Raw genomic sequence first — 22,799 nt, 5'->3', positions numbered from 1 at the left:
TTTCCGTTCGGTGCAGGACGGGCATGCGTAGCCTAGCGGTCGCCGTCGGGGGCGTCGTCCGGCCCGGAGCCGGCCTCGGAGCCGGCCGCGGACCCGGCCTCGGCGGCGGCGACGCGTCGCGCCTGTGCCGCGGCCTGGCGGGCGACCTTGCGGAGCTTCTTGTCGCTCGCCGACCGCTCGCCCACGGCGCCGGGCGTCCACGCCTCGACGTCCTCGTCGGAGAACTCCGCCTTGCCTGCGCGACGCTTCAGGTTCGGCAGGACGACACCGTCCGCCAGTCGACGTGCGGTGACCAGGAAACCGGTGTGCCCGACCATGCGGTGGTCCGGACGGACCGCGAGCCCCTCGACGTGCCAGGTCCGCACGAGCGTCTCGCTCGACTGCGGGTCGGTGAAGCGGCCGGTGTCGCGGAGCGCCTCGGCCGTGCGGGAGAGCTGCGTCACGGTGGCGACGTAGCAGACGATCAGGCCGCCGGGCACGAGGGCGTCGGCAGCGGCGTCGACGCACTCCCACGGGGCGAGCATGTCGAGGACCACGCGGTCGACGCTCTGGGGCTCGGCCGCGCCGGGGAGCTCCTCGACGAGGTCGCCGACGGTCACCGACCAGTTGTCCGGCACGGCGCCGAGGAAGGTGCCGACGTTGCCGCGGGCGATCGCGGCGAACTCCTCGCGGCGCTCGAAGGACTGCAGCCGGCCGGTGGGGCCGATGGCGCGCAGCAGGAAGAGCGAGAGCGCGCCCGACCCGACGCCGGCCTCGACGACGCGGGCGCCGGGGAAAACGTCGGCGAACGCGACGATCTGAGCGGCGTCCTTCGGGTAGACGATCGCCGCACCGCGGGGCATCGACATGACGTAGTCGTTGAGGAGCGGCCGGAGCGCGAGGTACTCGTCGCCCGTGCTCGCGCGGATCACCGAACCGTCGGGCTGCCCGATGACGTCGTCGTGCCGGAGCACGCCGCGGTGCGTGTGGTACTCCCCCGCGGTCTCCAGGGACAGCGTCGTGAGCTTGCCCTTCGGACCGGTGAGCTGCACGCGGTCGCCGGCGCGGAACGGGCCGCGGGGCGGGGTGTGCGGGGCACCGCCCGCGGTGTGCGGCAGCGCGGCGGTGCCGTCGGTGCCGGTCGGGGACTGTGCGTCGGTCATCGGTTCGCCGTCTCGGTGCGGGCCGCGAGGGCCGGGGTGGTCAGCTCGACCAGGCGGTCGACGTCGACGTCGGCCAGGGTCGTCAGGTGGACGTCGCCGCCCGCGATCTCGGACAGCGGCACGATGTGCTCGACCGCGACGGTCACCGCGCCGGACGCGACGGCCGAGGCGACGCCGGTCGCCGAGTCCTCGATCGCGACGCAGGCGGTGGGGTCGACGCCGAGCTGCGCGGCGGCGGACAGGTAGGCGTCCGGGTGGGGCTTCGGGCGGTCGACGTCGTCACCGGCGACGACCACGCGGAAGCCGCTGGCACCGAGCGCGTCGGCGGCGACGAGGGCCATCTTCCGCCGCGACATCGTGACGAGGGCCGTCGGGATGCCGCGGTCGTGCAACTCCTCGAGCAGTTCGCGGGCACCGGGCCGCCACGGCAGCTCGGCCGCCTGCAGGCGCTCCATCACGTAGTCGGTCATCCACTGGACGATCTCCTCGACCTCCATGTCGACACCGCGGTCGCGCAGGATCTCGCCCGAGCGCTCGAGGCCGCTGCCCACCAGCGACAGGCCGTCCTCGTGGGTCCACACGGCGCCGTGGCGAGCGGTCAGCTCGACCTGGGACTGCTGCCAGATCGGCTCGGTGTCGATGATCGTGCCGTCCATGTCCCACAGCACGGCTGCGGGGAGGACGCGTTCGGGGTGCTGGGCGGTCACGGGCGACGAGTCTACCGGGGCGCGCGTTCCGCTCCGGGCGGACGGGGCGGTGCCGACGCCGACCCGAGGCCTATCCTGGGTGATCGACCCTGTCCGGCCGCGCGCGGCGTCGCGTGCGCCCCGCTCCACCACCAGGAGGCCCCTCCGTGCCACAGCACTCCCCCTTCAGCGACGGCCGCCTGCTCGTCGTCGCGTTCGAGGGCTGGAACGACGCCGGCGACGCGGCCAGCGGCCTCGCGCGGCGCATCGTCGACGCGCTGGAGCTCGACGAGCTGCGCGAGATCGACGGCGAGCGGTACGTCGACTACCAGTTCAACCGGCCGAACGTCGGGACGGCCGAGGACGGCTCCCGCGGCATCCAGTGGCCCCGCATCGTGCTCTACGGCCCTGGCGCCGAGGGCCGCCCCGTGATCGGCGCCACCGGCTCGGAGTCCGAGCGCGACGTGTTCGTGCTCGTCGGCCCGGAGCCGTCGCGCACCTGGCGCGGCTTCTGCGCCGAGGTCGTCGACCTCGCGGACGTCCACTCGATCGACGCGGTCGTGTTCGTCGGCGCGATGCTCGCCGACGTGCCGCACACCCGGCCCATCTCGGTCTTCGTGTCCAGCGAGAACGCCGGGGTCCGCTCGGCGTTCGACGTCGACCGGTCGACGTACGAGGGACCGACCGGCATCCTCGGCGTGCTGTCCGACGCGATGGACACCGCCGGGCTCACCACGCTGTCGCTCTGGGCCTCGGTGCCGCACTACGTGCACAACTCGCCGTCGCCGAAGGCCACCCTGTCGCTGCTCGACAAGCTCGAGGAACTCGCCGACGTCACGGTGCCGCGCGGCACCCTGCTCGACGAGGCGACCGAGTGGGAGGAGGGCATCGACGCCCTCGCCGCCGACGACGAGGACATGGCCAGCTACATCGGGCAGCTCGAGCAGGCGCGCGACACGGTCGACTCCCCCGAGGCCTCCGGCGACGCCATCGCCCAGGAGTTCGAGCAGTACCTCCGCCGTCGTGAGCGCAAGGACGGCAAGGACGGCGGCACCGCCGGTGGCGAGGGCCCGTGGCGGCCCCCGCAGCCGCCGCAGCAGTAGTCCGGACCACGGGACGGACGGGAGGCGCGGTGCCGGCTCGCACCGCGCCTCCCGTCCGTCGCGGCCCGGGACGGCCCCCGGATCGAGTGGGCCGCTTCCGTCACGCTCGGCTGCCCTGCCCGACGGATTCCGCCCGTCCGGAGGCACACCTGCGGCGTGTCGTGCCCACTCGGGGCCGGGCGGACCCCGCGGTCAGCCCAGACGGATGCCGAGCACGGCGTCGACGAGGTCGACGAGCTCCGGCGTCGCGCGCGTCCCCGCCGCGATGGCCGTGTCGACGGCCGCGACCGCCCCCGGCGTGTCCAGGTCGTCGGCGACACGGGCACGGATCCGGGCGATCGCCTCCTCCGCGTCGTCGACGTGCCCCTCGCGTGCACCGGTCGCCCACTCGTCCCACGACGTCAGGCGGGTGGTCGCGCTCGACAGCTCGCCGTCGAACCACTCCCAGTCGTCCGAGTACTTGTGCGACAGCAGCGCGAGCCGGATCGCCCGCGGGTCCGCGCCGTCGTCGAGCAGTCCGCGCACGGTGACGAGGTTCCCGAGCGACTTCGAGATCTTCGACCCCTGGTAGGCGATCATCCCGGTGTGCACGAAGGCGTTGGCGAGCGGCTGGTGCGCGAGCGCGGCGGCGTGCCCGGCGCTCATCTCGTGGTGCGGGAAGACGAGGTCGCTGCCGCCGCCCTGCACGCTGATCGGCAGGCCGAGCTTGTCGCCCGCGATCACGCTGCACTCGATGTGCCAGCCGGGCCGGCCCGGGCCCAGTTCGGTGTCCCAGCTCGGCTCCCCGGCGCGCTCGGCACGCCAGAGCAGGGGGTCGAGCGGGTCGCGCTTGCCGGCGCGGTCCGGGTCCCCGCCGCGCTCGGCCGACAGCGCGAGCATGGTCTCGCGGTCCAGGCGGCTCTCGTCGCCGAGCGCCCACGCCTCGGTGGGGCGGTTGACGTCGAAGTAGACGTCGTCGCCCTCGGAGTCCTCGGTGGGCACGTCGTACGCGTAGCCCGTCTCCTGCAGGTACGCGACCGCCTCGGCGATCCGCTCGACCTCGTCCGTCACGGCCACGAAGTCGTCCGGCGGCAGGACGCGGAGCGCCTCCATGTCGCGGCGGAACAGGTCGATCTGCGAGGCCGCGAGCTCGCGCCAGTCGACGCCGTCGCGCGTCGCCCGCTCGAGCAGCGGGTCGTCGACGTCCGTGGTGTTCTGCGCGTACTCGACCTCGAGCCCGGCGTCGCGCCAGGCCCGGCCGAGCGTGTCGAACGCCAGGTAGGTCGCCGCGTGCCCGAGGTGGGTGGCGTCGTAGGGCGTGATCCCGCAGACGTAGAGCGCCGCACGCTCCTCGCCCCGGGTCGGGTCGACGGGGTGCCCGGCCGCCGTGTCGTGCACGACGGGACGCGGGGCGTCCCCCGGGACCTCGGGGACGGACGGGGCCTGCCAGGCCCTCACGGCTGGATCACTCCGAGCGACAACAACACGATGAGCACGATACCGAGTGCGATCCGGTAGACCACGAAGGGGAGGAAGCTGCGCTTGGCGATGTAGTTCATGAAGGCGGCGATCACGACGAACCCGACGACGAACGCGACGACCGTCGCGATGAGCGTGTCGACGAGCCCGAATGGTGCGCCAGTGTCGCCCAGGCTGGTCGCGGCCTCGTAGAAGCCGGACAGGAACACCGCGGGGACGGCGAGCAGGAAGGCGAACCGTGCGGCCGCCGGACGGGTGTACCCGAGTGCGAGCCCCATCGACACCGTCGCACCGGAGCGCGAGACACCCGGCACGAGGGCGAGCATCTGCGCCACACCGATGAGCAGCCCGCTCCGGAACGTCATCTGCTCGATCGGACGGACCTTGCGGCCGACGACGTCGAGCACGCCGAGCACCACGCCGAAGACGATGAGCACGATCGCGACGATCCACAGCGACCGGAACGTCGTCTCGATCGAGTCCTTGAGCACCAGGCCGGCGATGCCGATCGGGATCGTGCCGAGGATGACCAGCCAGCCGAGGCGGACGTCCGGGTCGCCCTTCGGCACGTCGCGCCGGAACACCGACCGGAACCACCGCCCGACGATGCGGGTGATGTCCTTCCAGAAGTAGATGAGCACGGCGGTCTCGGTGCCGAGCTGCGTCACCGCGGTGAACGCCGCACCCGGGTCCTTGGCATCGGGCAGGAACAGCCCGACGATGCGCAGGTGGGCGCTGGAGGACACGGGCAGGAACTCGGTGAGTCCCTGCACGAAGCCGAGGAAGATCGCCTCGAGGATGTGCATCGTGCGGGCCTTTCAGGGGTCAGCAGGCAGGACGGTGCCGCGCAGGCGACCCGGCAATGTATCAGTACGTCGCGAGCAGGTCCCCGAGGACGCGCCGCCCGAAGGCCAGCGAGTTCAGCGGCACCCGCTCGTCGACGCCGTGGAACATCGCGGGGAAGTCGATGCCTGCGGGCAGCTGCAGCGGGACGAACCCGTAGCCGGCGATGCCGAGCGTCGACAGGGCCTTGTTGTCGGTGCCGCCGGACAGCAGGTACGGCAGCACCGGCGCGCCCGGGTCGTGCCGACCGAGGACGTCGCGCACGGCGTCGACGAGCGGGCCGCCGAAGTCCTGCTCAAGGCCGACGTCGCGGAAGGACGTGACGACCTCGACCTCGTCGCCCGCCAGTTCGCGGACGCGCGCGAGCACGGCGTCCTCGTCGCCCGGCAGGCACCGGATGTCGACGAGCGCCTCGGCCGTGTCCGGGATGACGTTGTGCTTGTACCCGGCGGTGAGCACCGTCGGGTTCGACGTCGTGTGCAGGGCGGCGTGGACGAACCGCGACGCCGAGCCCGTGGCCAGCGCGACCTCGTCCGGGCCGGTCGTCTGCGGGTCGACGCCGAGGAACCGGGCGACCTCGGCGACCATCGCCTCGGTCGTGGCCGACAGCCGGACCGGCCACTCCTCGCTGCCGATGCGCGCGACGGCGGCCGCGACCTTCGTGACGGCGTTGTCGCGGATGACGTGCGAGCCGTGCGCGGCCGTGCCCCGGGCGACGAGCTTCACCCACATCAGGGCCTTCTCGCCGGTCTGCAGCAGGTACGCGCGCCGGTCCCCGAGGGTGATCGAGTAGCCGCCGACCTCGCTGATGGCGGCCGTGGCACCCGCGAAGACCTCGGGGTGCCGGTCGACGACGTGGTGCGAACCGAGCACCCCGCCCGCCTCCTCGTCGGCGAAGTAGGCGATGACGAGGTCCCGCTCGGGCGCACTCTGGCGCTCGATGACGTCCGACAGCGACGTCAGCATCATCGCGTCCATGTTCTTCATGTCGACGGCACCGCGGCCCCACAGCATGCCGTCGCGGACGACCCCGCCGAACGGGTCGACCGACCAGTTCGTCGGGTCCGCCGGGACGACGTCGAGGTGCCCGTGCACGACGAGCGCCGGCTTGTCGCGGTCCCGACCCGGCACGCGGGCGACGACGCTCACGCGGTCCGGCTCCGACTCGAACAGCTGCGGCTCGAGGTCGAGGTCGCGCAGTGCCGCCTCGACGTAGTGCGCCGCCTCGGTCTCGCCGCGGGACTTCCCCTCGCCCCAGTTCGTCGTGTCGATGCGGATGAGGTCCCGCGCGATGGCTGCGGTGGCCTCGAGGTCCGGCTGGGCGTCGCTCATGCCCCGAGGCTACCGGGCACCCCGCATCGGACCGCCCCCGATCCGCGGCGACGTGCGGGACTCGCCCGGGATGCACGGCCGTGTGCAGCGGGCCTCCGGACCCGTGCTAGTGTCTTCTCTCGGCAGGAACGCCGGGGAAACAGCCCGGAGCGACGGCCGAACAAGTGAAGAACACCTGTCCGGGTGGCGGAAATGGTAGACGCGCTAGCTTGAGGTGCTAGTGCCCGTATTAGGGCGTGGGGGTTCAAGTCCCCCCTCGGACACGACAAGATGCAGTGCCCCCTGGCCGTTCGGCCCGGGGGCACTTCTCGTTGGTGCTCCCCGGCGAGCATCGCCATCGCTTCGCTCAGGGCGACGGAGGCGGACGGGAGGCGCGGGGCGGGCTCGTACCGCGCCTCCCGTCCGGCTGATGGGTCGCCGGAGCTCCGTCAGCGACGCCGCAGGCGACGCACCAGCAGGACGACGCCGCCGAGCGCCGCGAGCCAGCCCCAGTTGGCGACCACCGGGTCGAGCAGCTGGTGCCGCCGGTCGCGGCGCGACGAGCCGGATCGCGAGGCCACCGGCCGGTTGCCGATCTCCGCCCGCACGCCGGTCTCGTGCACGACGCGGTCCGGACGGCCGCGCAGCGCGTCCGTCACCCGGTGCGTGGCGACGTCGATCCGGTCGCCGAGGACGAGGAGCATCCAGTGCGCCAGTCGTCCCTCGCTGAACCGGCGGTAGGCGTACCGCTTCACGACGCCGGCGAGCCCGGACAGCGGTTGTGCCGTCCCGAACACCGGCGTGACGTGGGCGTGCTCGATCGACCGCTCGCGGCCCTCGGCGCCGGGCTGCTGCTCCGGCACGTCCCAGTGCGCACCGGACGCGAAGCCGACCTCTCGGGACAGCTTCGGGACCGACGGACGGTCGGCTGGGTCGAGGTCGCTCCCCCACCCGGGGATGCGCTCGCGCAGTTCCGCCGCCGTCGGGACGCGACGGGGCGGATCGCCGATGTACGGGGTGTGGTCGGACACGGGTCCCTCCTTCACGGCACGATCACCGTCTTGATGCAGTCGTCGAGCTTGGCCGAGAACAGGTGGTACGCCTCGTCGATGTGCTCCAGCGGGATCCGGTGCGTGATGATCTCGCTCGGCTTGAGGTGACCCGCCTGGATGTGCTCCAGGAGCCGCGGCCACTGGCGCTTCACCGGCGCCTGGTTCATGTGGATGGTGACGCCCTTGTTCATCGCGTCGCCGAACTTCACCGCGTTCGGGATCGGGCCGTAGGCACCCATGGCGGACACCGTGCCGCCCTTCCGGACGCCGTCGATGGCCCAGTTCAGCGCCGTCGGCGACCCGCCCTGCAGCTTCAGCTTCGCGCTGGTGAGCTGCTGCGTGAAGTTGCCGTCCGCCTCGGCCCCGACGGCGTCGATCACGCTGTCCGCGCCGAGGAAGTCGGTCTGCTGCTTCATCTCGACCACGACGTCGTCCACCTCGGCGAAGTTGATCGTCTCCGCGTGGGCGAACGTCCGTGCCTTCTCGAGCCGGTACTCCAGCTGGTCGACGACGATCACCCGGCCGGCCCCCATGAACCACGCTGACTTCGCCGCGTACAACCCGACCGGTCCGGCGCCCAGCACGACGACGGTGTCGCCCTCGGTGATCGACGCCAGCTGCGCACCGAAGTACCCGGTGCCGAGCGCGTCCGTCATCATCAGGGCGTCGTCCGGGTCGAGCCAGTCGGGGATCACCTGCGGTCCGACGTCGGCGAACGGCACGCGCACGCGTTCCGCCTGCCCGCCGTCGTAGCCGCCCGTGGTGTGCGAGTAGCCGAAGATCCCACCGACCGCGGTGGCGTTCGGGTTGACGTTGTGGCAGTTCGTGAACAGGCCCCGCGCGCAGAACCAGCAGCTGCCGCAGGAGATGTGGAACGGCACCATCACGCGGTCGCCCACGGCCAGGTTCTGGACCGACGACCCGACCTGCTCGACGACGCCGATGAACTCGTGGCCGAACGTGTGCCCGATCCGGGTGTCCGGCATCATGCCGTGGTACAGGTGCAGGTCCGACCCGCAGATCGCGGCCCGTTCGACCCGCACGACGGCGTCGTTCGGGTGCTCGATCCGGGGGTCCGGCTTCTCCTCGACGCGGACCCGGTAGGGCCCGCGGTAGGTCATGGCGCGCATGGGCGCTCCTCTCGCTCGTGCCGTCCACGCTCACCGACGCCACGTGCGTGCCGTTCCAGGTCCGCGCACGGCGTCCAATCCGTGCCTCCGCGAGTCAGTCCCCGGCCGGGGTCGCCTCCGCCAGGCGAGCCGCCAGCCAGCGCCGCCCGGACGCCGCGTCGTCGAACACCCCGTCGTCCTGTGCCTCGGCCGCCTCGGCCAGGAGCGCGCGGAACCGCGGCCCCGGAGCGAGTCCGGCGTCGACGAGGTCGCGCCCGGTCACGAAGCCCGTCCGACGCCCCGACACCTGGTCGCTCCGCAGCACGTCGAGCCACGCCCCGGCCGCGCTGCTGCTCGCAGCCGGGCCCCGGCCCCGCGAGTCCGCCTCGCAGACGAGCGCCCACGCCTCCGCGGTCGCGACCGCCCCACCGAGCCGCCGCAGGAGTCGGCGAGCGGCCGGGAGCGACGGTGGGGCGCCGTGGGTGGAGTGCGTCACCATGTGTTCGCGGACCAGTACCGCGACCTCCCGGACCACCGAGCGCGGCGCACCCAGGCGACGGAGCAGGGCGGCCGCGGCGACGGCCCCGGCCACCTCGTGCCCGATACTGCGGATGCGGACCGACCCGTCGGCGTCGACGACCCGCTGCGTCCCGTCACCCGCCTTGCCGAGGTCGTGCAGCAGTGCCGCGAGCACCACGACGACACGTCGGTCACCGGCGGCCCCGGACGCCCGGCAGGCCCGGGCTGCTGCGTCGGCAGCGAGGCCGCTGTGCACGTGCACGGGCCCCTCCGGGTGCCAGGTGGGGTCCTGCGGAACGTCGCGGACCGCGGCCAGCTCCGGCAGGTGCCGTTCCCAGTCCGTCGCGTGCAGGACGTCGAGCGCGGCGGACAGGTGGTCCCCCTCGGTGAGGCGCCGGACCTCGGGCCAGAGCCGCTCGTGCGCGATCGTGTCCCACCGGTCGCTCAGAGCCCGCGCGAGCCGGACGGTGTCGGGGTGCACCGAGAAGCCGTACCGCGCGACGAACCGGACGACGCGGAGCACCCGCAGCGGGTCGTCGCCGAACGCGTCGGACGCGTGCCGGAGCACCCGGTCCCGCGCGTCGTCGATCCCGTGGTCGGCGTCGAGGAAGACACCTCGTGCGGGATCCCAGGCGACGGCGTTGACGGTCAGGTCGCGGTGCCGGGAGGCGACCGCGACGGCGCGGTCGAGGGCCGGGTCGTCGACGACCGCCCCGGGGACGACCGCGACGTCGAGGTGCGTCGCGTCCAGCAGCACCTTGCACACCGCGAACTGCGCGCCGACGGTCACGACGACGGCGCCGGCACGCCGGAGCGCGTCGACCACCACCTCCGTGCCCGGAGCGCCGTGCAGTTCGACGTCGACGTCGGGTCCGGTGGCCGCGGGGAGGGCGACACCCGCCTCCCGCAGCAGGGCATCCCGCACGGTGCCGCCGACGACGACCGGGCGTCCGACGGCCGACAGGACCTCGAGCACGCGCAGGGCGGCCGGCGGCAGACCGAGCACGTCGGCGGCGGCGGGGCAGCGGTGCACCGTGTCGTCGCGACGCGCGCCGCAGCGGGGGCAGGGGGTGGTGTCGTGCACGCAGGACCGTCCTCGGGGACCTCCGTGCTCGCGCACCGAGGGGGTCAGTCTGCCGCACCGGGCGCTCGCGCGCGACCCGTGGACGGACGGGAGGCGCGGTGCCAGCCGGCACCGCGCCTCCCGTCCGTCAGGTGGTGACGTCAGCTCTTGGAGGCCTCGACGAAGTTGCGTCGCGGGTCGGTCTCCTTGATGAGCGAGGTCGCGTCGCGACCGGACACCGCGCCGGTGATCCAGCCGATGACGATCCGGACCTTCCGGTTGAGGGTCGGCATCGCGTAGACGTGGTACGAGCGGTGGGCGAGCCAGGCGAGCAGGTTCGTCATCTTGACGCCCTTGATGTTCGCCGCGCCCTTGCCGACACCGTACGACGCGACGGTGCCGATCGACGGGTGGCGGTACTCCTCGAGCGGCTTGCCGGTGATCGAGGCCACCACGTTGTCCGCGGCGACGACGGCCTGACGGACGGCGTTCTGCGCGTTCGGCGGGTAGTACGCCGGCTGCTTCTCGGCCGTCAGGTCGGGGACCTGCGCGACGTCGCCGAGGCCCCAGACGCCCGGGACGACCTCGTGCGTGTCCTCGGCCTCGACCTGGAGCTTCGCGTTCGCGGCGAGGTGCCCCTTCGGGCCGCGCGGCAGGTCGGTCGCGTCGAGGAGCGGGTTCGGCTTGACGCCGGCGGTCCAGACGAGCAGGCCGGTGGCGAACTCGTCGCCGTCGGAGAGCTTGACGACGCCGCCCTCGCAGCTCGGCATGGTGGTCTTCAGGCGGACGTCGATGCCGCGGGCACGGAGCGACTCGAGGGTCCACTTCGACAGCTCGGGGCCGACCTCCGGCGCGACGCGGTCCAGCGCGTCGATGAGGACCCAGCGCGGCTGCTCGCCCGCGAGCGACGGGTAGGTGGCGATGGCGGCCTGCGACACGTCGAACAGCTCGCCGATCGCCTCGACACCGGTGTAGCCACCGCCGACGAAGATGCTGGTGAGCAGGCGACGACGCTCGTCCTCGTCACGCGTCGCCGCGGCCTTCGCGATGTTGTCGAGCAGCTTCGCGCGGACGTAGGCGGCCTCCTCCACGGTCTTGAAGCCGACGCCGACCTCGTCGAGGCCCGGGGTCGGGAAGGTGCGCGTGACCGACCCGAGCGCGACGACGAGCTGGTCGTAGCCGAGGGTGCGGTCGTCGCCGCCGGCCGTGGCGATCGAGACGGTCTTGTCCTTCGACGAGATGCCCGTCACCTTGCCCTGGATGACGCGGGTCTTCTTGAGCGCACGACGCAGCTCGAAGGTGACGTCCTTCGGGGCGATGTGCCCACCGGCGACCTCGGGCAGGAACGGCAGGTACGTGTAGTACGTGTTCTGGTCCACGAGCGTGATGCGCATCGGCACGGTGGCGGCGTGCTTCTGCAGCTGCTTGACGGTGGTGTAGCCAGCGGAACCGCCGCCGAGGACGAGGACGTGAGGGATCGAGTCTGCCATGCGTCCGGTCTACCGGACTTTGGCCCCCGGTGTCATCAGCCGCGCGGGCGGTCGCGCAGACGCCACCACGCGGTCTCGGCGAGTTCGGGACCGGTGTACACCCCGTGCTGCGTCCGACGGGACTCCGTCAGGGAGAACGCGCGCAGCCGGTAGCCGCCGCCGAACCGGTCGACGATGGCCTCGGGTGACGCCTCGGCGTCGCGCCGGACGTACCAGGTGCGGTCGTCCACGGGGTCGAGCACGTCGCGCGCCTACCGGCGTCCGCCGATGCGGGAGCGCAGCACGTCGATGCGCTTCTGGATCTGCTCGATGCTCGCCTGCGCCACGGCCGGACCGCCGCTGATCCGTCGGAGCTCGGCGTGGATCGCGCCGTGCGGCTCGTTCGAGTGGCGCGACCAGATCGACACGAGCCGCGCGAGCTCGGTGCGCTGCTCCTTGATCGTCTGGTACATCGGTCGGTCGACGTCCTCCTTCGGCTTCGGCAGGCCGTCCTTGGCGGTGCGGCCCTTCGAACGCTTGGCCTGGGTCGCCTGTCGTGCACGGAGGAGGTCGCGTACCTGGTCGGGTTCGAGGAGCCCCGGGATGCCGATGAAGTCGAGCTCCTCGAGCGAGCCCACCTCTCCCCCGGTGCCGAACTCGCCGCCGTCGTAGAGCACCCGGTCGAACGAGGCCTGCGAGTCGAGCGCCTCGAAGGGCTGCACCTCGAGCAGGCTCTCCGAGGCCCGGTCCTCCTTGTTCGCCTCGGCGACCATGGCGTCCTCGGGGTTGTACATCCCGTCGTCGGCGTCCTTCGGCCGGTCGAGGGCGTGGTCCCGTTCGAGTTCGAGCGACGCGGCCAGCGCCATGAGGTTCGGCACGCTCGGCAGGAACACGCTCGCCGTCTCGCCGCGGCGCCGGGCGCGCACGAAGCGGCCGATCACCTGCGCGAAGAACAGCGGTGTGCTGGCGCTCGTGGCGTACACGCCGACGCAGAGCCGCGGGACGTCGACGCCCTCGGACACCATGCGGACGGCGACCATCCAGCGCGAGGTGTCCTCGGCGTACGCCTGGATGCGGCTCGACGCGGCGGCCTCGTCCGACAGCACGACCGTGGGCCGCTCGCCGGTGATCTGCTGCAGGATGCGCGCGTACGCCCGGGCGGTGGTCGTGTCGGTGGCGATGACGAGCCCGCCCGCGTCCGGCACCCCGCGGCGCACCTCGGTCAGGCGCTTGTCGGCGGCGGACAGCACGGCGGGCATCCACTCGCCCTCGGGCGACAGGGCCGTGCGCCAGGCCTGGGCGGTGATGTCCTTCGTCACCTGCTCGCCGAGGGACGCCGACATCTCGTCGCCCATCCGCGTCTTCCAGCGCATCTGACCGGCGTAGGCCATGAAGAGCACCGGGCGGACGACGCCGTCCTTGAGCGCCCGGCCGTAGCCGTAGTTGTAGTCGGAGATCGAGGTGCGGATGCCCTGCTCGTCGGGGGCGTACTGCACGAACGGGATCGGCGACGTGTCGGAGCGGAAGGGCGTGCCGGACAGCGAGAGCCGACGGGTGGCCTTCGTGAACGCCTCGCGGATGCCGTCGCCCCAGGTGAGCGCGTCGCCGCCGTGGTGGACCTCGTCGAGGATGACGAGCGTGCGGCCGCCCTCGGTGATCTTCTGGTGCACCTCGGGGTTCATGCCGACCTGGGCGTACGTGATCGCGACGCCCTGGTAGTGCCGGCCGTACATGCCGTCGCCGTTCTTGAACATCGGGTCGATGCGGATGCCCACCCGGTCGGCGGAGTCGGCCCACTGGCGCTTCAGGTGCTCGGTCGGCGCGACGACCACGATGCGGTCGACCGTGCCACGGGCGAGGAGCTCGGTGGCGAGGCGGAGCGCGAACGTGGTCTTGCCGGCGCCCGGGGTCGCGGCCGCCAGGAAGTCGCGCGGCTCGGTCTCGAAGTACTTCGTCAGCGCCTCGACCTGCCATGCGCGGAGCTTCGACGCGGTGCCCCAGGCGGCTCGCTCGGGGAACGCCGGGGACAGGTGCTCGGCCGCCGCGTTGCCGGCGTTCTCCGCCTGCTGCACGGCCTCGTCGTGGGGGCGGGCGGTGCCCTCGGCGACCGACTCCGGTCCGTCCGCGGACCGCTGTCCGGCACCGTCCGCGCCGCGCCCGGGACCCTCGTCCCACAGCGTCGCGGGCTGCTGCTGGTCGTCGTACTCCGCTGCGCTCACTGCACGAGATCCTACCGTCACGCCGGGTCCTGCCGGGCGTGCGGTGGGCGCTGCTCGGGCGTGCCGCGCACGAGCGAGGCCGGTCGGAGCACGCCGGCACCGAACCGTGCGGCGACCGCGTCGACGGTCGTCTCGGTCTCGCGCCACGGCGCGTCGTCGTCCCACAGCGCGTTGCTCGCGGCGGCGGGGACGAGGTTCTCCCCGCGGACGCCGATGAGTCGGATCCGGTTGCCCGGACGGTGCAGGACGTCGTAGAGCTCGACCGCCTCGTGGTGCAGGCGCTTGGCGACGTCGGTCGGCTCTGCGAGCGTGCGAGAGCGGGTCAGCGTCGAGAAGTCGGTGTACCGGACCTTCAGCGCGACCGTGCGGGCCTGCACGCCGGCCCGGCGCAGGCGCACGGCCACCTTGTCGGACAGGCGGAGGAGCTCCCGGGCGACGTCGTCGCGCTCGGTGAGGTCGCGCCCGAACGTGACCTCGTGCCCGACCGACTTCTCGCTGACGCCCGTGTCGACCACGCGTGGGTCCCGACCCCACGACAGGTCGTGCAGGCGCTGGCCACCGGCCGGCCCGAGTGCGGCGACGAGCGACGGCAGCGGGGTGTGCGCGAGGTCCCCGACGGTGCGGATGCCCCGGCGTTCGAGCTTCTCCTGCGTGGTGCCGCCGACCCCCCAGAGCGCGGACACCGGTTGCGGGTGCAGGAACGCCACGGTGTGCTCGGCGGGCACGACGAGCAGCCCGTCCGGCTTCGACCGGCTCGACGCGAGCTTCGCGACGAACTTCGTGGACGCGGCGCCCACCGAGCAGTGCAGGCCGGTCTCGGCGAGGACGGCTGCGCGGATCGCCCGACCGATCTCCCACGGGGTGCCGTACAGCCGCAGTGCGCCGGCCACGTCGAGGAAGGCCTCGTCGATCCCGAGTTTCTCGACCCGGGGCGTGAACTGCTCGAACACGCGCATGACCGCAGCGGACTTCGCGCTGTACTTCTCGAAGTGCGGTTCGACGATGACCGCGTTCGGGCACCGGCGCTTGGCGACGGCCATCGGCATCGCGGAGTTCACGCCGTACTTCCGGGCCTCGTAGGTGGCGGCGGTGACGACCGAGCGGTCGGAGTCGTGCCCGACGATGACCGGCAGGCCGACGAGGTCGGGTCGGTCGAGCAGTTCGACGGACGCGAAGAAGGCGTCCATGTCGACGTGCAGGACCGTCGCCGTGCGGTCGTCGACGGGACGGTCCGAGACCAGTCGGTTGCGTCCGTCCTGCTTGCTCACCCGGCGATGATGCCACGCCCCACCGACAGCGTCGGGCTACGCCAGTGGGCCGAGCTCCGCCGCGGCGATCGTCCGCGCCGCCGAGTCCCGCGTCGACGGGTGGTACTGCCCCGCCCGGACGTCCCTCGCGAGCCGCGCGAGCTCGGACGACGACCGGTACGCCGAACCCCCGGCGAGCCGGAGTGCCTCGTCCACGACGTGCTGCGCGGCGTCGACCGTCCGGGCCTTCGTCCCGACGAGCAGCGGGAACCATCGGGCCCCGAGGTCGTCCTGCTCGTCGACCGACCGTGCCAAGGACGCCACCTGCAGGGACACCGCGTCGACCGCCCCACGGAGGTCCGCGACGGTGCGGCGGACGTCGGGGTCCTGCGACCGCGGCACCCCGTCCCGGTCGTGGCGACCGGTGACCGCCGCGACGGCGAGCTCCAGCGCGCGCGACGCGATCCCGACGTACACCGACGCCACGAGCAGCTCGAACGCGGCGAAGACGCCGAACACGAGCGGGTCCGGGGTCGGTCCGACCGGCAGCACCCGCACGATCCGGTCCGCCGGCACGTGCACGCCGTGCAGCCGGGTGGTCCGGCTCTGCGTCGCGCGCATGCCGAGCGTGTCCCAGTCGTCGAGGTGCTCGACGTCGCCGTCGGAGCGGAGCACGAAGCCGTGCACGAGCCGTGGCTCCGGCGCGCTGGTGTCCTTGCCGAAGACGCTCAGCACGTCCCACGCCGGCGCCAGCGACGTCGAGACCTTCGTCCCGGTGAAGCGGTAGCCGCCGTCGCCGTCCGGCTCCGCCGTCGTCGACGAGTCGAACAGGACGGCGTCGTTCCCCGGCTCGCTCACCCCGAAGGCGAGCAGGTGGTCGTCGGCGGCGTGGTCGGTGACGGTCTGGAGGAACGCCCCACCCCGCGCGGCGACCGCGCGCGCCGCCTGCACCCAGACCTGGTGCATCCCGAGTCCGAGCGCGGTCGCCGGTGCGGCCTGCGCGAGCCGCCGCTGCAGCGCAGCCGTCGCGGCGAGCCCGAGCCCGGAGCCGCCCCGCTCGACGGGCACCCCGATCCGGAGCCACCCCGCCGCGCGCAGCTCGTCCAGGTCCTCCGCGCAGAAGGCGTTCTCGGCGTCGTACCGCGGTGCCCGCCCGGCGATCCGCCCGAGCAGGTCCTCCGGCAGCGTCCACGCCGACGTGTTGCCCATCGTCATGGCACGAGACTACGGTCGCACGGGTGTCAGATCGTCATCCGTGGACCAGGTACGTCGCGATCGGTGACTCGTTCACCGAGGGCATCGGGGACCCGGACCCGACCGCCCCCGGCGGCAACCGCGGCTGGGCCGACCGGGTGGCCGAGGTGCTCGCCCACCGCACCGACGGTCTCGCCTACGCCAACCTCGCGATCCGCGGCCGGTTGCTCGGGCAGATCGTCGACGAGCAGGTCGAGCCCGCCCTCGCCCTCGGCCCGGACCTCGTGACGGTGTCGGCGGGCGGCAACGACATCATCCGGCCCGGCTCGGACCCGGACGAGCTCGCCGAGCGCTTCGACGGCATGGTCGAGCGCCTCCGAAGCGACGGGGCGACCGTCGTGCTCTTCACCGGCCCCGACGTCGGCATGACCCCGGTCCTCGGCATGGTGCGCGGCAAGACCGCCGTCTACAACGAGAACCTGCACGCGATCGCGCTCAAGCACGGTGCGGTCGTGGCGGACATGTGGGCGCTGCGGGTCCTGCGCGACCCGCGGATGTGGGCACCGGACCGGCTGCACCACTCCCCGACCGGGCACGCGACCGTCGCCGCCGCCGTGCTCGACGCGCTCGACGTCGACCACGGTCTCGAGCCGTTCGTCCCGGAGCCGCTCGAGGCCCGGCCGTGGCGCGAGGCCCGCGTCGAGGACCTCGGCTGGGCGCGCGAGTACCTCGTGCCGTGGGTCGTGCGGCGCATCCGGCACACGTCCTCGGGCGACGGCGTCCGACCGAAGCGGCCCGAGCTGCTGCCGGTCGTCGCGCGCGGTTCCGACGCGCCCTGACTCCCGCCGGCGAACGCCGCCGACCGCCGGCGGTCCTCAGTCGGCCGGGCGACGGAGCGTGAGCGGACCGTCGTGCAGCGGCTGCGTGACCCACTCGGCCGTCGCCGTGCCCCGTGCCGGGTACAGGCGGAGGCGCGCGGCGTGCGGCGTCTCGACGAAGCGCACCCCGAGGTGCACCGAGCCGTCGGGGTCCGTCGCCCCGCTCGCCGCCAGGGGTCCCTCGGTCGCCCACTCCCCCTCGCCGACCGGGACCGAGAGCAGCCCGCCGTCGACGTCGACCGTCACGCGCCAGCCGTCGGCGTCCCGCTCGAGCCGGAGGCCCTCGAGGACACCGGCCGTCTCGTAGGACCCGGCAGCGTCGTCGGTGAGGCGACCGCCCGCGACCGGGGGCAGCCCCAGGGCGGCGAGCCGCGCCTCCAGTCCGGCGTCCGCGTCCGTGTCCGCACCCGTGTCCACCGGACCGTCGATGGCGGGGAGCAGGTGCTGCCAGGCGGCGTCGAGGACGGCCTGCATGTCGAGGCTCTGCCCGGTGAGCGCGAGCACGACGTCCTGCTCCGGCAGGACGACGCAGAACTGGCCGTAGGCGCCGTCGCCACGGAAGCCGTGGCGTGCCACCCAGAACTGGAAGCCGTAGCCCTGCCGCCAGTCGACGTTCTCCTCGTCGGGGTTGGCGACCTGCGCGGTCGTCGCGGCCTGGACCCAGTCCTCGTCGAGGATCCGCTCGCCGTCCCACACGCCGTGCTGCAGGTACAGCTGGCCGAGTGCGGCGACGGCCGACGTCGGGGCGTGGCAGCCGCTGAAGCCGAGTTCCGCGCCGGTCTCGTCGCGCGTCCAGGCGAGGTCGTCGATGCCGAGCGGGTCGAGCAGGCGCGGCCGGAGCCAGTCGACGAGCGAGCCACCGGTGACGCGCCGGACGATCGCGCCGAGCGTGTAGGTGCACGGCTGGTTGTAGGCGAAGACCGTGCCGGGCTCCCCGTCCGGCGGGGTCAGCAGGAAGCCGCGCACGAGGTCCGCCGGGTCGGCCGCCCGGGCCCGCTCGAGGGTCTCCTCGCGGTGGCCGCTCGCCATGGCGAGGAGGTGCCGGACGCGCATCCGACGACTGCGCTCGTCCGTCACGTCGGCGTCGAGCTCGGGGAAGTACGACAGGACGGTCGCGTCGAGGTCGACCAGGCCCTGACGGACCGCGATCCCGACGGCCGCGGCCGTGAAGCTCTTGCTCAGCGAGTAGAGCAGGTGCACGCGGTCGGCGGCGTACGGCGCCCACCAGCCCGACGCCGCGAGCCGGCCGTGGCGGAGCAGCACGATGCTGTGCGGTTCGACGTCCGGCGTGGACTCGAGGGCGTCGAGGAACGCGGCGACCCCGCGTGCGTCGATGCCGAGGGCGGACGGGGTGCTGCGGGGGAACGTCGTCGTCACGCCGCCGACATTACGCGGCGGCGGCGTCCACGCCCTGGAACGGGTTCGTCCACCGCCACCAGACGCCGGGGTCCTCGATGGACCGTTCGAGCACCAGCGGCACGGTCACCGGGTCGTGGTGCTCGATCGTGAAGCGGACCGCGCCGACGCGCTCGCCGCGCTCGCCGAAGGTGATCCGCTGCAGGCGTGCCTTCGCGGTGACGGCCGTCGTGCCCCAGACGAGCACCTCGGCCGGCTCCGCCGCGACGGCGTCGGCCTCGTCGCGCCAGGGGGTCGAGAAGGTCCCGAACGTCTGCCCGGCGTGCGTGAGCGTCACGACCTGGAAGTTGTCGGCGACCGACCGCAGCAGCCGCTGGACGTCGACGTCGAGCGCGTCGTGGTCGACGCCGCCGAGCATCACGCCGACGACCGTCACCGGCCGACCGCCCCGCTCGTAGGTCGCCGCGAAGAGCAGGCACGCGCCGGCCTCGTCGAGCGTGCCGGTCTTGATCCCCTCGATGCCGTCCATGCCGAGGAGCTTGTTCGAGTTCTCGATCGCGCCGGCACCGGGCACGGTGACCTGCTTCGTCCCGACGATCTCCTTGACCACCGGGTCCGCCAGGGCCAGCTGCCCGAGCCGGACGAGGTCCGTCGCCGTCGACCGGTTCGCGGGGTCGAGGCCGGTCGGCTCGTGGATGGTGGTGTGGTCGAGGTCGTGCTCGTCGAGCCAGGCCGCGGCCGCGCGCTCGTAGGCGCCCATCGAACCGAACGCCCACAACGCGAGGGACCCGGCGTAGTTGTTCGCCGACTTCATCAGCATGACCTGCATGGTCTGGTACTCGGACAGCCGCAGGCCGTCCGGCATCGGCGCGACCTCGCCGTTCTTCGCGAGGTACGTCGCGTAGAGGGCCTGCATCTCGGCGTCGAAACGGATGGACGGACCCGCCTGCCCGACCTCGAGGGGCTTCTCGTCGAGCACGACGAGCGCGGTCACGACCTTCGTGATGCTCGCGATCGACCGGGGATCCGTGTCCCCGCTCGTCCGGAGGCTCTCCGGGAAGCCCGTGGCCTGGACCGCGGTCGCGCCGTAGCCCGGGAAGCGGAGCTCCGGCAGCGTCGACGTCGGCGACACGTACCGGGCGGTGGTGGCGCTCGCCGGGGCGAACGGCACGACCGCCGCGGCCACCAGGTAGCCGACGGCCAGCAGGAGCACGACGACGACGCCGATCGTCAGGGGCCTCCGGACGGCGGATCGGGGGCTGCGGACGACTCGTGGCACGGCACCACAGCGTAGTCGGCGGTCCCGCGGGCTCGGCTGGACGCGCGAGGCGACCCCGTGTGACGAACACGTAAAACATCGGCGTCCGGGCCATGACGCCGGTGCCGTCGGCCCTAGCGTGCTGACCATGCTCCACGGAACCACCCCGGACGTCGCCACCGCCCCTGCCGCCCCCACCGGTCTCCCGGTGCTCCAGCCCGGGTCCGGCCCGGTCCGGTCCGCCCGGTACCTGCCGGCGGTGGCGGACGAGGTCCTGTGGGGTCGGTTGCCGAACGCCGACGACCGGCCGGTGCTCACCGTGGCGTCCGGCGACGACGTCACCGTCGACACCGTCAGCCACGAGGGGATCCTCCCCGACCAGGGCAGCGACCCGGTGGCCTTCTTCGCACGCCACGGCGTCCCCCGCGAGCACGTGCTCGAGGACGCCGTGGCGGTCGCCCGTGCCGGACGGCGCGACCCCGAGGCCGACGGTCCGCACGTCGTGACCGGGCCGATCGCCGTCGAGGGGGCCGAGCCCGGCGACGTGCTCACCATGACCGTGCTCGAGACCCTGCCGCGCGTGCCGTACGGGGTCGTGTCGAACCGGCACGGCCGCGGCGCCCTGCACGGCGAGTACCCCGTCGACGGCCGCACGGTCAGCGTGTTCGCCGAGGTCGTCCCCGCCGACCGCGTCCCCGGTGCCGACGGCCCGCGCGGACGCATCCCGCTCACCGAGGGCGGCGACCGCGCCGCGCACTTCCCGCTCGCACCGTTCCTCGGCATCATGGGCGTCGCGACCCCCGGGGAGCGCCGCCACTCGGTCCCACCGGGGCGGCACGGCGGGAACCTCGACGTCAACCTCCTGCAGGTGGGCGCGCAGCTCCACCTCCCGGTGCTCGTGCCCGGGGCGCTCGCCTACGTCGGTGACCCGCACTTCGCGCAGGGCGACGGCGAGGTGGCGCTCACCGCGATGGAGGCGTCGCTCCGGGCGACGATCCGGTTCGACGTGACACCGGCCGCCGAGGCGGCGCAGCGGTTCGGCGAGCTGGTGTGGCCGCTCGTCGAGACGCAGGAGCACCTCGTGCCGACCGGACTCGACCCCGACCTCGACGAGGCCGTGCGCGCCTGCGTCCGGCACGCGATCGCGATCCTCGGGGCGCGGTACGGCATGGAGCCGCACCTGGCGTACGCGTACCTCAGCGCCGCGACGGACTTCGACGTCTCCCAGGTCGTCGACCTCGTCACCGGTGCGCACGCCCGGATCCGCAAGGCCGACTTCGCGGACGTCCGGTGACCGCCTCGACGCCGTCGCCCGACGGTTCGACGCCGGCGCCGGACGGCTCGGCCGCCGCTCCGGACGGGCTCCTCGCGGCGCTCGACGCCTACGAGCGCGCCCTCGCCGCCGACGACCTGCCCGCCCTCGACGACGCCTTCGTCCGCTCCCCCGACACGATGCGCGGCGACGACCGCGGCCTGCTGGTCGGGCACGCCGCGATCAGCGCCTTCCGCGGGGCCCGCGGCGGGATCGCCCCGCGGAGCCTCACCCGCGTCGAGGTCCGCCCGCTCACCGACGACCTGGCGCTGGTCGTCTCGGTCTCGACCTCGCACGCCGGCGGCTCCGGTCTGCAGACGCAGCTGTGGCAGCGCGACGCCGACACGTGGCGGATCGCCGCGGCGCACGTCACCGGCCGTCCCCGAGCCCTCGACACGACCGTCTGGCGCGTCGTCGGCGACCCGCTCCTGCCGCCGACGGGCAGCGGCACGCTCGACGGTGTCACCGTCGCGGTCAAGGACCTCTACGCGGTCGCCGGTCACCGCACCGGCGCGGGCAACCCGACCTTCCTCGAGGAGTCGTCGCCCGCCGCCGCCTCCGCCACGGCGGTCGCAGCGCTCCTCGCCGTCGGCGCGTCGGTGCGCGGCATCGCGCGCACCGACGAGTTCGCCTACGCGCTCACCGGACGGAACGAGCACCACGGCACGCCGCCGAACCCCGCGGTCCCGTCCGCCCTGCCGGGAGGCTCGTCCAGCGGCTGCGCGTCGGCCGTCGGTTCCGGGACGGCGGACGTGGGCGTCGGCACGGACACCGCGGGTTCGCTGCGGATCCCCGCGTCCTACCAGGGCCTCTGGGGCCTCCGGACCAGCCACGGGCTCGTCGACCGCGCGGGGCTGCTGCCGCTCGCGCCGTCGTTCGACGCCGTCGGCTGGCTGACCCGGGACGCCACGACGCTGCTCCGAGCCCTGGACGCCTCGGTCCCCGATCGGTCGCCGACCGCCGACGCCGGCACGCCGGTGGTGCTCGCCGAGCTCGTCGCCGCCGCGGACCCGGCGACCCGGGCGGCCTTCGGGGACGCCGTCGGGGACCTGCCCGTCGTCACGCTCGACGACCTCGGCCTCCCGCCGCTCGAAGACCTGCGCGAACTCCTCCGGCTCGTGCAGGGCGCCGAGGCGACCGCGGTCCACGGTCCGTGGATCGCCGCGCACCCGGGAGCGCTCGGTGCCGTCGTCGGTGCGCGGTTCGCCGCGGCGGCCGCGAACCCACCGGAGGCCGTCGCCGCGGCACGCGCCCGCCTCGACGGCGTCCGTGCCGCGGTCCGCGCGGCGCTCGTCGGCCGGCTGCTCGTGACGCCCACGGCACCGGGTCCGGCGCCGGCGCTGGCCTCGGACACGGCCGAGCTCGAACGCGTCCGCACCGCGACGACCACCATGACCGCGCTCGCGAGCGTCGGCGGCGTCCCGTCGCTCAGCGTCCCCGCGCTGACGGTGGGCGGGGCACCCGTCGGGCTCTGCCTGACCGGCGGGGCCGGGACGGACCGTGCCCTGGTGACCACGGCGGCTCACTGGACGTCCGACGGGGTGGGGGCGGGCCTCCCGGCCGTCACGGCGTGAGTGCCG

At 73.6% G+C, this 22,799-nt stretch carries 19 protein-coding genes and 1 tRNA gene; 5 read left to right on the top strand and 15 right to left on the bottom strand.

Annotation, left to right across the window (positions count from 1 at the left end; translation table 11 throughout):
- Positions 1-32 precede the first annotated feature (32 nt).
- Together Cus16_RS01665 and Cus16_RS01660 are read right to left on the bottom strand one after the other, a co-directional pair.
- Entirely contained in the window at positions 33-1,142 is a 1,110-nt protein-coding gene (locus Cus16_RS01665) for a tRNA (adenine-N1)-methyltransferase (RefSeq protein ID WP_223246484.1), read from the bottom strand.
- Entirely contained in the window at positions 1,139-1,849 is a 711-nt protein-coding gene (locus Cus16_RS01660; RefSeq protein WP_223246483.1) for an HAD family hydrolase, read from the bottom strand. The genes Cus16_RS01665 and Cus16_RS01660 overlap by 4 nt, the downstream gene beginning before the upstream one ends.
- Before the next feature lie 146 nt (positions 1,850-1,995).
- On the opposite strand from Cus16_RS01660, the gene Cus16_RS01655 reads away from it, so the two are divergent.
- Positions 1,996-2,931 carry a proteasome assembly chaperone family protein gene (locus tag Cus16_RS01655; RefSeq protein WP_069710871.1) on the top strand — a complete coding sequence of 312 codons (936 nt, stop codon included), beginning with the start codon at positions 1,996-1,998 and terminating at the stop codon, positions 2,929-2,931.
- Between the two features lie 192 nt (positions 2,932-3,123).
- On the opposite strand, the gene mshC is transcribed toward Cus16_RS01655, so the two are convergent.
- The 3 genes from mshC to Cus16_RS01640 all read right to left on the bottom strand — a co-directional run bounded on the left by mshC (position 3,124) and on the right by Cus16_RS01640 (position 6,564).
- Entirely contained in the window at positions 3,124-4,368 is a 1,245-nt protein-coding gene (gene mshC / locus Cus16_RS01650; RefSeq protein WP_069710870.1) for a cysteine--1-D-myo-inosityl 2-amino-2-deoxy-alpha-D-glucopyranoside ligase, read from the bottom strand.
- Positions 4,365-5,195 carry an undecaprenyl-diphosphate phosphatase gene (locus Cus16_RS01645; RefSeq protein ID WP_069710869.1) on the bottom strand — a complete coding sequence of 277 codons (831 nt, stop codon included), beginning with the start codon at positions 5,193-5,195 and terminating at the stop codon, positions 4,365-4,367. Before Cus16_RS01645 ends, mshC begins: the two co-directional genes overlap by 4 nt.
- Before the next feature lie 61 nt (positions 5,196-5,256).
- Entirely contained in the window at positions 5,257-6,564 is a 1,308-nt protein-coding gene (locus tag Cus16_RS01640; RefSeq protein ID WP_069710868.1) for a M20/M25/M40 family metallo-hydrolase, read from the bottom strand.
- Between the two features lie 177 nt (positions 6,565-6,741).
- On the opposite strand from Cus16_RS01640, the gene Cus16_RS01635 reads away from it, so the two are divergent.
- Positions 6,742-6,827 (top strand) — tRNA-Leu (locus Cus16_RS01635).
- Positions 6,828-6,992: 165 nt separating this feature from the next.
- Here the strand turns inward: Cus16_RS01635 and Cus16_RS01630 are convergent.
- The 8 genes from Cus16_RS01630 to Cus16_RS01595 form a co-directional block, all read right to left on the bottom strand.
- Positions 6,993-7,574: a hypothetical protein gene (locus Cus16_RS01630; protein WP_223246482.1), complete on the bottom strand. Its 582-nt coding sequence runs from the start codon at positions 7,572-7,574 to the stop codon at positions 6,993-6,995.
- A gap of 11 nt (positions 7,575-7,585) precedes the next feature.
- On the bottom strand, positions 7,586-8,725 hold the full coding sequence (locus Cus16_RS01625) for a zinc-dependent alcohol dehydrogenase (RefSeq protein WP_069710867.1): 1,140 nt from the start codon (positions 8,723-8,725) through the stop codon (positions 7,586-7,588).
- 94 nt (positions 8,726-8,819) lie between these two features.
- The gene (locus Cus16_RS01620; protein ID WP_069710866.1) at positions 8,820-10,307 is read right to left on the bottom strand and encodes an HD domain-containing protein; all 1,488 of its coding nucleotides are present in this window, start codon (positions 10,305-10,307) and stop codon (positions 8,820-8,822) included.
- 140 nt (positions 10,308-10,447) lie between these two features.
- Entirely contained in the window at positions 10,448-11,776 is a 1,329-nt protein-coding gene (locus tag Cus16_RS01615; protein ID WP_069710865.1) for an NAD(P)/FAD-dependent oxidoreductase, read from the bottom strand.
- A gap of 35 nt (positions 11,777-11,811) precedes the next feature.
- Entirely contained in the window at positions 11,812-12,018 is a 207-nt protein-coding gene (locus Cus16_RS01610; protein ID WP_069710864.1) for a hypothetical protein, read from the bottom strand.
- 9 nt (positions 12,019-12,027) lie between these two features.
- On the bottom strand, positions 12,028-13,827 hold the full coding sequence (locus tag Cus16_RS01605; protein WP_069711374.1) for a DEAD/DEAH box helicase: 1,800 nt from the start codon (positions 13,825-13,827) through the stop codon (positions 12,028-12,030).
- 164 nt (positions 13,828-13,991) lie between these two features.
- Positions 13,992-15,242, bottom strand: coding sequence for a DNA polymerase IV (gene dinB, locus Cus16_RS01600; RefSeq protein ID WP_069710863.1), 1,251 nt, complete (start codon positions 15,240-15,242; stop codon positions 13,992-13,994).
- Between the two features lie 36 nt (positions 15,243-15,278).
- Positions 15,279-16,436: an acyl-CoA dehydrogenase family protein gene (locus Cus16_RS01595; protein ID WP_069710862.1), complete on the bottom strand. Its 1,158-nt coding sequence runs from the start codon at positions 16,434-16,436 to the stop codon at positions 15,279-15,281.
- 23 nt (positions 16,437-16,459) lie between these two features.
- On the opposite strand from Cus16_RS01595, the gene Cus16_RS01590 reads away from it, so the two are divergent.
- Complete coding sequence (locus tag Cus16_RS01590; RefSeq protein ID WP_069710861.1) at positions 16,460-17,254, top strand: SGNH/GDSL hydrolase family protein; 795 nt, start codon at positions 16,460-16,462, stop codon at positions 17,252-17,254.
- Positions 17,255-17,290: 36 nt separating this feature from the next.
- On the opposite strand, the gene Cus16_RS01585 is transcribed toward Cus16_RS01590, so the two are convergent.
- Positions 17,291-18,670, bottom strand: a complete 1,380-nt coding sequence (locus Cus16_RS01585; RefSeq protein WP_069710860.1) for a serine hydrolase domain-containing protein — start codon at positions 18,668-18,670, stop codon at positions 17,291-17,293.
- A gap of 10 nt (positions 18,671-18,680) precedes the next feature.
- A complete protein-coding gene (locus tag Cus16_RS01580; protein ID WP_069710859.1) occupies positions 18,681-19,928 on the bottom strand; it encodes a D-alanyl-D-alanine carboxypeptidase family protein in 1,248 nt (415 codons plus the stop codon).
- 127 nt (positions 19,929-20,055) lie between these two features.
- Between Cus16_RS01580 and Cus16_RS01575 the strand changes: the two genes are divergently transcribed.
- Both Cus16_RS01575 and Cus16_RS01570 read left to right on the top strand, forming a co-directional pair.
- Positions 20,056-21,201 carry an acetamidase/formamidase family protein gene (locus tag Cus16_RS01575; protein WP_069711373.1) on the top strand — a complete coding sequence of 382 codons (1,146 nt, stop codon included), beginning with the start codon at positions 20,056-20,058 and terminating at the stop codon, positions 21,199-21,201.
- Positions 21,198-22,793, top strand: a complete 1,596-nt coding sequence (locus Cus16_RS01570) for an AtzH-like domain-containing protein (RefSeq protein ID WP_069710858.1) — start codon at positions 21,198-21,200, stop codon at positions 22,791-22,793. The genes Cus16_RS01575 and Cus16_RS01570 overlap by 4 nt, the downstream gene beginning before the upstream one ends.
- The last annotated feature ends 6 nt before the right edge of the window (positions 22,794-22,799 follow it).

It is taken from the genome of Curtobacterium sp. ER1/6, from assembly GCF_001742745.1.
Lineage (GTDB): Bacteria > Actinomycetota > Actinomycetes > Actinomycetales > Microbacteriaceae > Curtobacterium > Curtobacterium citri.
The sequence above is the reverse complement of the archived record's forward strand: the minus strand, read 5'-3'. Positions and strand labels throughout refer to the sequence as shown.